The organism is Leptolyngbya cf. ectocarpi LEGE 11479, assembly GCF_015207065.1.
GTDB lineage: Bacteria > Cyanobacteriota > Cyanobacteriia > Phormidesmidales > Phormidesmidaceae > Leptothoe > Leptothoe ectocarpi.
In genome coordinates this window covers 1-8885 of the sequence record NZ_JADEXP010000274.1, presented here as the reverse complement: position 1 = coordinate 8885, position 8885 = coordinate 1, and the positions used below count along the sequence as shown (strand labels likewise).

Sequence of the window (8885 nt, the reverse complement as noted above, 5' to 3'; positions counted from 1 at the left end):
TTGGGCACGACTGAGACTGCTAGTGTAGGCTTTAGGCATGGCTCACGCAGGGCTAGAGATTTATGTAAACTTCAGCCTACACTGTGTGAGCTTTTTTACCCCTTGGAACCCTTTTCATACATCCTCTTAATAGTCTGCGAAGACTTATCCGCGAAAATTATCTGCGGCAAAGGCGCTTGTATCAAAGCCGCCCTAAAAATATTGATCACATCGGTCCGACTTACAGACGCGGTACTCTGACTCATAGGTGGATGCACGTCGTCCAAACAAACGATATCGGTTATCTCTAATAAACCTATATACCCCATCACCACCGCGTTTTAATCCTGGCAAACTACGATAGGCAGCCACAAACAGTGCGCCTGCTGGCAACAACGCCCCAATTTCTTCAGCGGCATCACTGCCCTGCCAGCGCTGTTCAGGATAATCAGCATCAATCAGCAACATGCCTAACTCGCAATCAATTGCAGTGACCTCAAATTGCTGCAATGTCTCAGTATCTTGCATCGGGACATAGCGGAATAGCTGGCCCCGGTCCAGATACTCTAAGCATTGGACTAAGTTGCTGCAAAGATTGCAGTCGCCATCGTAGATCACGTAGTGCATAGCCAGCTAGAAGATCAGCTCCACAATAAAAACCATCAAGATAACAGCGACTGGAGGTCCCAGAGGCCATTAATATCCTAGAAAATAAAATTAGATTTATCCATAGTTTTCGATAGATTCAACCCTATTCAAACCGCATATATACCGCATACATACCGCATAAATTTATGCTCCAGGTCATATCAAAAATTAGACCTAGGGAGGGTTGGAGCCAGCATCAATGTAGTCTGTAATACATTAAGAAGGTTGTTGAAAGCACAAAATCACTGAGTAAAGCATGTTACTTTAATTTCATTTTTCATAATTTTCTTAACCTTGCCTTTACCTTGACTCGGTAGTTTTCACCAAGAATGTCTTTAAGCATTTCTGGTGAGGAGTTAAGTCTAAGCAATCATGGAATTCAAAGCACGAAAAATGCGCTACGCATACTCAGCATCTCTGCTGGCTCTATTGACTAGCCTAGCTGCTTGCGGCGGTGGCACCACAACCACAACCACTGAAGCCCCTGCTGATGGTGGTAGTGATGCCGGAGCGGGTCTAGCTGGCGAAATTCTCATTGACGGTTCTAGTACCGTCTATCCCATCGCAGAAGCTATGAGTGAAGAATTCCTCACGGCTAATCCTGATGTCGCTCTGACTGTTGGTGTATCGGGCTCTGGTGGCGGCTTCAAGAAGTTTTGTGCCGGTGAAACTGATGTTTCTAACGCCTCTCGTCCCATTAAGGACGAGGAAATAGCCGCCTGTGAAGAAGCCGGTATCGAGTTTATCGAAGTGCCGGTTGCCTTTGACGGTCTGACCGTTGTGACCAACCAAGCCAATGACTGGGCTCAGTGTCTAACCGTTGAGCAGCTCAATACCATGTGGGCTCCTGAGGCTGAGGGCCAGGTTGATAACTGGAATCAGGTAGATGCATCTTTCCCCGACCAGTCGCTAGGTCTATATGGCCCTGGTACTGACTCGGGTACGTTTGACTACTTCACCGACGAAGTCAATGGTGAAGAAGGTGCCAGTCGTGGTGACTACACGGCCAGTGAAGACGACAACGTGATCGTGAACGGTGTGACTGGTGATGGGGGTGCTCTGGGTTACTTTGGTTACGCCTACTTTGAAGAGAACTCTGATTCTTTGAAGGCGATTGAGATCGAAAACGAAGCTGGCGATTGTGTTGGGCCTTCTACGGAGACTATTGCTGACGGCTCCTACAATCCTATGTCTCGCCCTTTGTTCTTCTATGTGAAGAAGGAAGCCTACGATACCAAGCCTGAAGTTAAGGGATTTGTTGACTTTATGCTTGACCCTGCTAACGGCATTCTGATTGCTGAATCGGGTTACGTCGCTCTGCCTGACGACATCCTAGCCAATGCTAAGGCTCGGGTTGATGAGGGTAAGCTAGGGTCCGATCCTAAAGATCTCTAATAGTTTGCTCCTAATCAGGGTCTCCGTCTGATTGGGCAATGATCGCTGGGGGGAGTTCTCTTCCCCCAGTTCTTTTTCGAAGATGATTTAGCAGCATTGTCTCAAATCTCTTTTTTGATATATGGCAGTTGAACCGCGCTGAGGATTTTTGCATGACAGCTGATCTTCCCATGACAGATATTGCTCCAGGTACTTGGCGACCTAACCGTGGTCGCGCTCAGATGATTCAGTTGATCGTCAAGATTATCTGTGGGGCATTTGCAGCAATTTCGATTCTGACCACCATCGGTATTATCGGAACGCTGATTTTTGAAACCTTTTCTTTTTTTGGAGACTTGCCCCAAGAGCTGTCAAAGGACGGGGAGAGTGTTTCCTATGTGCAAGGGTTTATTCATTTTTTAACGGCTGGTCGCTGGACACCGTTATTTGCCAGTAAGCAGTTCGGAATTTTTGTGTTGATTAGCGCCACGCTAATGATCACCTTTATTTCCATTCTGGTAGCGCTGCCCTTGGGACTGCTGGCGGCGATTTGTCTGAGTGAGTATGCGAGTCCGAAGCTACGCCGTATCCTCAAGCCTGTTTTAGAGATTTTAGCGGGGGTGCCAACGGTTGTTTACGGTTATTTTGCGCTGCTGACCGTAACACCATTTTTGCAGACGTTCCTGTCACCTGTGGAAGGGTTCAATAGCTTAAGTGCGGGTGTCGTTCTCGGGATTATGATTACGCCAATGGTGGCGTCCCTGAGTGAGGATGCGATCTATTCTGTGCCCCAGTCCCTGCGGGATGGTTCCTATGCGTTAGGGGCTACTAGGCGAGAGACGGTTTGGTCTGTTGTGCTGCCAGCAGCTCTATCGGGAATTGTTTCATCGCTGATTTTGGCCACGTCTCGAGCCATCGGAGAGACCATGATTGTGACGTTGGCAGCTGGGTCTAATCCTACTCTGGGCTTTAATCCCTTTGTGCCGGTGATGACCATGACCGCGTATATTGTCCAGGTGACTAAGGGCGACGCTCCCCATGGCACCATTGCCTACGAGACTCTCTACGCAGTTGGCATGACCCTGTTTTTGATTACCTTAGCGCTGAATGTCTTTAGCTTCTGGTTCGTGCGACGTTTTCGTCAGAAGTACGACTAATATCGTTTGCAGTGTTTTCTCAAACTCAGCTGTTTGGTCATCAAAGAAAAATTCTCCGGAGTAGGAAGATAGCGACATGACGGCTCAAGAAGTTCAAAAAAAAGGAGGGACGACCGGCAACTTTAAACAGGATTTGTCGGGGCGTTATAACCTAGATAAGATATTTGCGGCGGCGGCCTGGACGGCTACTATTGTATCTGTTGTGGTCCTGGCCTGGCTGCTGCTCACAATTTTGATGGATGGTTTAGGAACTCTAAATTTTAACTTTCTAAGTTCTTTCCCATCACGAAAGGCTGAAAATGCCGGTATTAAGGCGGCTTTCTTTGGCACCTTGTGGGTGATGATGATTGTGGCGGTGGCCTCGTTCCCTATCGGTGTGGGGGCCGCTATTTATTTAGAAGAGTTTGCCACTGATAACTGGTTTACACGCCTGGTGGAAATCAATATTGGTAACCTGGCGGGGGTGCCGTCTATTATTTACGGTCTGCTGGGGCTGGCGGTTTTTGTCCGAATTTTTGAACCGTTAACCGGGGGACGCAGTGTGCTCTCCGGTGGGCTGACGCTGGCGCTCTTAATTTTGCCCGTGATTATTGTGGCCACGCGAGAAGCGCTGAGAGCGGTGCCGAACAGTATGCGACTGGCAGGATTTGCCCTAGGGGCAAACCAGTGGCAAGTTGTTTGGCATCATGTTTTACCCAGCGCCATGCCGGGGGTTTTGACCGGGGTGATTTTAGCGCTGTCCCGTGCGATTGGAGAGACGGCTCCACTGCTTGCAATCGGTGCAGTTGCGTTTATTCGCTCCACACCCGACAGTTTACAAAGTGCGTTTACGGCCATGCCAATTCAAATTTACAACTGGGTTGGACGTCCTCAAGAAGAGTTTCACCAGATTGCAGCCTCGGGAATTATTGTGCTGATGATCATGCTGTTGCTGATGAATACGATCGCCATTTATCTGCGCAATCGTTTTCAACAGACGCGGTAATTATTACAGCCATTCTTTTTGATATTGGGTACTAGCAGGAATCTAAATTATGCAAGACACACGCCCCAAGACTATGACCGATACAGCCCTTAAGGCTGAGAAGATTTCGGTTTACTACGGCTCTAACTTAGCGGTTAAAGACGTTTTTTTAGAGGTCCCTCGAAATCAAATTGTTGCTTTTATTGGTCCGTCTGGATGCGGTAAAAGTACGGTTCTGCGCTGTTTTAATCGGATGAACGATCTGATTCCCATTGCTCGCGTTACAGGGAATATTTCGTTCAATGGCGAAGATATTAGTCGGTTTGACCCAGTAGAGCTGCGTCGTCGTGTGGGTATGGTTTTTCAGAAGCCCAACCCGTTTCCAAAATCTATTTACGAAAATATTGCGTTTGGTGCCCGGATTAATGGCTATCAGGGGGATATGGATGAGCTAGTGGAGCGTTCCTTAAAGGGGGCGGCTCTCTGGGACGAGGTGAAGGATAAGCTCAAGGAAAGTGGTCTGGGTCTATCGGGGGGGCAGCAGCAGCGTTTGTGTATTGCCCGTGCGATCGCAATTGAGCCCGAAGTAATTCTAATGGACGAGCCCTGCTCCGCATTGGACCCCATTTCCACCCTAAAAGTGGAAGAACTCATGCACGACCTGAAGACGCGCTACACCATTGTGATTGTTACCCACAATATGCAGCAGGCATCTCGCGTGTCCGACAAGACTGCCTTCTTTAACGCCCAGGCCACAGAAGCGGGCGGCAAGATGGGCTATCTAGTGGAATATGACGACACCCAGATTATCTTTAGCAACCCCCGCGAAGAATATACGCGTGATTATGTTTCTGGCCGCTTTGGTTAATGGACCCGTTATCAATAACGAAATTTTCCAGAACAAATTTTTCCAGTAGGGGCGTTCCATGGAACGCCCCTACTGGAAAAACAAAAGACCCGTTTGCATCAGACCGATGGTAAACCCCAGGATGCCCCCCAGGTTAACGATGGCCTGTAGCTCGCTGCGAACGATGCCCTGAATGGCCATTTCTAGATTGCGCGGCGATGTGGCATTCACCCGTTCCACAATCACCTGGTCAATATCCAAAATAGGAATCGCCTTGGCGACGATATCTTCTAAATCTTCTTCCAGGTAGCGTTCTAAAACCAGGGCTAGTTCATGGCTGGCGGTATCTAAGGAGTCAACGACAACGGATGACTTTTGTAATCGTTTGAGTAACCGCTGGGCCAGCTTATGCCAGTCAATGGAGTCACTCAGACCTTTAAGCAGGGGAACACCATCCGTCTGTAAATAGGAGCGAATGGTTTGGCGTAGCGTCATTCGCAGCTGCTGAACTGTAGAGATCGGAAACTCCTGGAGTGAGAAATTTTGCAGCCACTCTTGAAATCGATTTTCCACTCGCAGGGCCGTAATCAGCTCACCAATGCGGTTGTTACACTTGGTCGGTTCATCTAAACAGTAGGTGCGTAGTCTGGTCAGGGCGTTACGGACACCAAAAATATTAGCGACGACCCAGTAGGTGCCGCTGGTTTTTTCCCGCAGGGTTTCGTCGATGACTTTAATATTGCGGTCGGTGAGAAAATCAATGATTAGCCGTCGCAGCCGGTCGGGAGGCAAAATACCCTGGCGTACCCATTTAGCGATTTGACTGGCCTGGTTTTCATTCAGCCGAAATTCCAGCAGCACTTGATCAAAAATATGGTCAATTTGGTCAGCGAGAAAATTTTCGTCTCTGGCCCAGACCTTTAGCATTTTAGGCAAAGACTGTCCCAGCATATCCTGGAGGATATTGCCAAGAATCAGAGCGGTTTTGTCCTGGTTGGTAGTTCGAGTTTGAGTGAGAGCTAGATCCAAAAGCCAGCGGATGGCTGCCTGCATCCGCTCGGTTTGAAGCAGTCGCTTGGCCAGACGCTGTAGCTCTTCTGGGGTGAGCAGCGAGCCCATGATGGTATCGGCAATGCGTTTGGCTAGACGACTTTGATTACTGGGAATCAACCCTGGCGTAAACGGCAGCTGCTGTCCAAATAAGTAAAGGGGCCGATAGGGCCGAAACAGCATTTTGATGGCTAAATCATTGGTGAAATACCCAATAATGCCACCGGCAATCGGTGGCACGATCAGTAGAATCGGTGTAGTCACAGTCATTTCTGAGCCACAAGCACACCCATCATCCCGCCTGCTAAGGGATAATGAATGGCCTTGCTAAAGCCTGCTGCCTGGGCCAGGTGCCGTTGCTCATGACCGCTGGGAAATCGATCGACACTCGGACCGATGTAGGCATATTCTTCTGTAAGACCGCAGCGTTCTGCCGCCGGTACAACAATTGTGTCCAGATACCACTGCTGAAACCGCTTGGCTAACTCAGAGCTAGGCTGATGAAAGTCTAGAACTGCTGCTTTGGCACCTGGTTTTAAGACGCGATGGAGTTCTCGTAGACCCTGGGGAATATCAGTCAGGTTGCGTAAGCCGTAGCCCATGGTGAGCGCATCATAGCAATCGGATTTAAAGGGCAGGCTGAGGGCATCGGCTTCGACCCATTGCGTGCGTTGGCTATACCCTTTGTCGGCGGCGCGTTGGGCTGCGATCGCAAGCTGCGCTACCGCAAAATCTGCTCCGGTTACCTGGCCCTGGGAGCCCACCTGCCGCGCCAGCAACAGGGCTAAATCACCGCTGCCGCAGCAGACATCCAGTACATTCATCCCTGGCTGGGCGCCACTCCAATCCACAGCCATTTGTTTCCAAATTCTGTGTAACCCAAAGCTCAGGGATTGATTTAACTCGTCGTAGACCGGGGCAATGCGGTCAAATAAATCGCGAATATCGTTGGCATTGGGCTTGGCGTCGTGGGGGGACTGAGCCATTCGTCTTTTCGTCAGGACAGGATTTCGTTCAGCTGTCTACGCCACAGGACGAACGAAAGCCGACTCTTATCATACTGCTGCTCGTCCTTAGTCAGCTTGAGATTTCTGCCGTTTTTAATACCCTTTCAGGAATCTTAGGAATCTATTAACAACGGAGGGCGATTAAGGCCTGGGCCATTTGATCGATGGCAATGGTGAGGATGCTACTCACATCATCCAGAGTGCGATAGCTTTGGGACCAGTGGAGAGACACGACCGCCAGTAGCCGATCGTGGAATAGGACAGGTGCAACCAAATGGGCCTGGGTATCCGTGGCTGTATAGAGGTCATCCTGCAGACTTTGGTGAGGCTCAGTGAAGTTGGGGTGGAGGGTATCAGGGATGGTTTGAATCATGCGGGTTGCGATCGCATGTTGCACCAGTGGATTATGGTCCAGACTGCGACCGCAGAGGTTACCAAAGACCGCCGTTATGTCTGAAGTCTCTTCTAAACATTTGATGGCGCATAGCTTAGCCGATAGAGTTTGGCCCCAGCCGTCCGCAATAAACTGAAGGGCGTCCTGTGGGCTCAGGGTGACGTGACTTAGCTCCGCCACACGGCTCATCAGCTGGTTCTGGCACTCAGCAATGTAGAGGGCATGGTTGCTTTGCTTGAGCAGCCCATAGGTCTGGGTGGCCTGTTTAACCAGCTGTCTGAGGGTATCCGGCTCCCAAGGCTTCGTGATATAGCGATAGACTTGGCCATTGTTGATGGCTTGCACCAGGTCTTCCACGTCTGTAAACCCTGTGAGAATGATCCGCACCGTATCTGGGAAGTCAGGGACTGTTTTACTCAAAAATTCGGTGCCCGTCATTTCGGGCATACGCTGATCAGAGATAATGACGGCCACTTCACCGTCATCTTCCAATACTTCCAGCGCTTTTCTGCCGCTTTCTGCCCTCAGCACCTGATACTCGCGGCGAAAGGTGCGATAGAGCAAATCTAAGTTGTCCGGTTCATCATCCACAACGAGCAGCCGAGGTTTGCGCTTGGTACAGACTTGAACGGCGTTTAAGGGACTGATGGTATTCATAGATTCATAGGAATACACATGGGAATTCATATAAGGCAGGTGCTCTTTCGAGCCATCCCCGTGGAGTCGCATTCAGCGAGTCCTGGGCGGGTGTTCTTAGTAAACCCAGGTTAATCGGGGAGTAACGGCCCTGGGTTTTTGCGGATACGCCTTCGAAAGATCGGCATCATGGAGCGGGGGCTAGATACAATCTGGATACAATACAAAGGCTGCATCAGAGATGAAAGGAATGTTACAGACACTATTACATGCCGCCATCAATGTTTCAGACTTGGCAGCGGCTGAATACTTCTATGGTAATGTCCTTGGCCTGACAAAGGTGCAGCGAGTCCTAAAGTTTCCTGGTGCTTGGTATGAGCTAGATGGCTTCCAGATTCACCTGATTGTAGCTAACTACGACTATGTACAGCCAGTGCCAACCGAAAAGTGGGGACGTCAGGCCCATTTGGCCTTTGCGATCGCAGACCTAGAAATGGCCAAACAGCGATTGACCGCAGCCAATGCACCTATCCAGCCCAGTGCGTCGGGGCGCTCAGCTATCTTTACCCATGATCCAGACGGCCATGTGATCGAATTAAGCCAGCTTTAAGCATGAATTTTCCTTGAGGAGCCTTGTTGAGACGTTCTACAGAACGTCTCAACAGGGGAATGGTAGAGGCAGGATTTATTTTTATGACTGGTAATTTTTTCTTAGCGGGGACTATCCGTGAAGATTATTATTTTAGGATTGCTTATTGTCCTAACAGGGGTTTTATTAGCAGAGCTGGCGTTACGACTACTTTTCGGCTTTGGTAATCCGCCTCTGTAC

Annotated in this window: 9 protein-coding genes; 5 read left to right on the top strand and 4 right to left on the bottom strand. The window is 49.5% G+C overall.

Annotated elements, in window-relative coordinates:
- Window positions 1-192 precede the first annotated feature (192 nt).
- A complete protein-coding gene (locus tag IQ260_RS22615; protein ID WP_193995351.1) occupies window positions 193-606 on the bottom strand; it encodes a thiol-disulfide oxidoreductase DCC family protein in 414 nt (137 codons plus the stop codon).
- 393 nt (window positions 607-999) lie between these two features.
- On the opposite strand from IQ260_RS22615, the gene IQ260_RS22610 reads away from it, so the two are divergent.
- From IQ260_RS22610 to pstB, 4 genes are all read left to right on the top strand, one after another.
- Window positions 1000-2022, top strand: a complete 1023-nt coding sequence (locus tag IQ260_RS22610; RefSeq protein WP_193995350.1) for a PstS family phosphate ABC transporter substrate-binding protein — start codon at window positions 1000-1002, stop codon at window positions 2020-2022.
- 152 nt (window positions 2023-2174) lie between these two features.
- Window positions 2175-3158, top strand: coding sequence for a phosphate ABC transporter permease subunit PstC (pstC, locus tag IQ260_RS22605; protein ID WP_193995349.1), 984 nt, complete (start codon window positions 2175-2177; stop codon window positions 3156-3158).
- A gap of 76 nt (window positions 3159-3234) precedes the next feature.
- A complete protein-coding gene (gene pstA, locus IQ260_RS22600) occupies window positions 3235-4143 on the top strand; it encodes a phosphate ABC transporter permease PstA (RefSeq protein ID WP_193995348.1) in 909 nt (302 codons plus the stop codon).
- Between the two features lie 49 nt (window positions 4144-4192).
- A complete protein-coding gene (pstB, locus tag IQ260_RS22595; RefSeq protein ID WP_193995347.1) occupies window positions 4193-4990 on the top strand; it encodes a phosphate ABC transporter ATP-binding protein PstB in 798 nt (265 codons plus the stop codon).
- Between the two features lie 69 nt (window positions 4991-5059).
- On the opposite strand, the gene IQ260_RS22590 is transcribed toward pstB, so the two are convergent.
- The 3 genes from IQ260_RS22590 to IQ260_RS22580 form a co-directional block, all read right to left on the bottom strand.
- Window positions 5060-6289 carry a DUF445 domain-containing protein gene (locus IQ260_RS22590; RefSeq protein ID WP_193995346.1) on the bottom strand — a complete coding sequence of 410 codons (1230 nt, stop codon included), beginning with the start codon at window positions 6287-6289 and terminating at the stop codon, window positions 5060-5062.
- Window positions 6286-7005, bottom strand: a complete 720-nt coding sequence (ubiE, locus tag IQ260_RS22585) for a bifunctional demethylmenaquinone methyltransferase/2-methoxy-6-polyprenyl-1,4-benzoquinol methylase UbiE (protein WP_193995345.1) — start codon at window positions 7003-7005, stop codon at window positions 6286-6288. Before ubiE ends, IQ260_RS22590 begins: the two co-directional genes overlap by 4 nt.
- 145 nt (window positions 7006-7150) lie before the next feature.
- Window positions 7151-8077 carry a response regulator gene (locus tag IQ260_RS22580; RefSeq protein ID WP_193995344.1) on the bottom strand — a complete coding sequence of 309 codons (927 nt, stop codon included), beginning with the start codon at window positions 8075-8077 and terminating at the stop codon, window positions 7151-7153.
- A 220-nt stretch (window positions 8078-8297) separates the two neighbouring features.
- On the opposite strand from IQ260_RS22580, the gene IQ260_RS22575 reads away from it, so the two are divergent.
- Window positions 8298-8666, top strand: coding sequence for a VOC family protein (locus IQ260_RS22575; RefSeq protein ID WP_322745022.1), 369 nt, complete (start codon window positions 8298-8300; stop codon window positions 8664-8666).
- Window positions 8667-8885 lie beyond the last annotated feature (219 nt).

What these genes read in the sequence shown, in the direction of transcription:
- ubiE (WP_193995345.1), bottom strand. Translation starts at nt 7,005, where the DNA reads ATGGCTCAGTCCCCCCACGACGCCAAGCCCAATGCCAACGATATTCGC.
- IQ260_RS22580 (WP_193995344.1), bottom strand. Translation starts at nt 8,077, where the DNA reads ATGAATACCATCAGTCCCTTAAACGCCGTTCAAGTCTGTACCAAGCGC.
- pstC (WP_193995349.1), top strand. Translation starts at nt 2,175, where the DNA reads ATGACAGCTGATCTTCCCATGACAGATATTGCTCCAGGTACTTGGCGA.
- IQ260_RS22575 (WP_322745022.1), top strand. Translation starts at nt 8,298, where the DNA reads ATGAAAGGAATGTTACAGACACTATTACATGCCGCCATCAATGTTTCA.
- IQ260_RS22610 (WP_193995350.1), top strand. Translation starts at nt 1,000, where the DNA reads ATGGAATTCAAAGCACGAAAAATGCGCTACGCATACTCAGCATCTCTG.
- IQ260_RS22615 (WP_193995351.1), bottom strand. Translation starts at nt 606, where the DNA reads ATGCACTACGTGATCTACGATGGCGACTGCAATCTTTGCAGCAACTTA.
- pstA (WP_193995348.1), top strand. Translation starts at nt 3,235, where the DNA reads ATGACGGCTCAAGAAGTTCAAAAAAAAGGAGGGACGACCGGCAACTTT.
- pstB (WP_193995347.1), top strand. Translation starts at nt 4,193, where the DNA reads ATGCAAGACACACGCCCCAAGACTATGACCGATACAGCCCTTAAGGCT.
- IQ260_RS22590 (WP_193995346.1), bottom strand. Translation starts at nt 6,289, where the DNA reads ATGACTGTGACTACACCGATTCTACTGATCGTGCCACCGATTGCCGGT.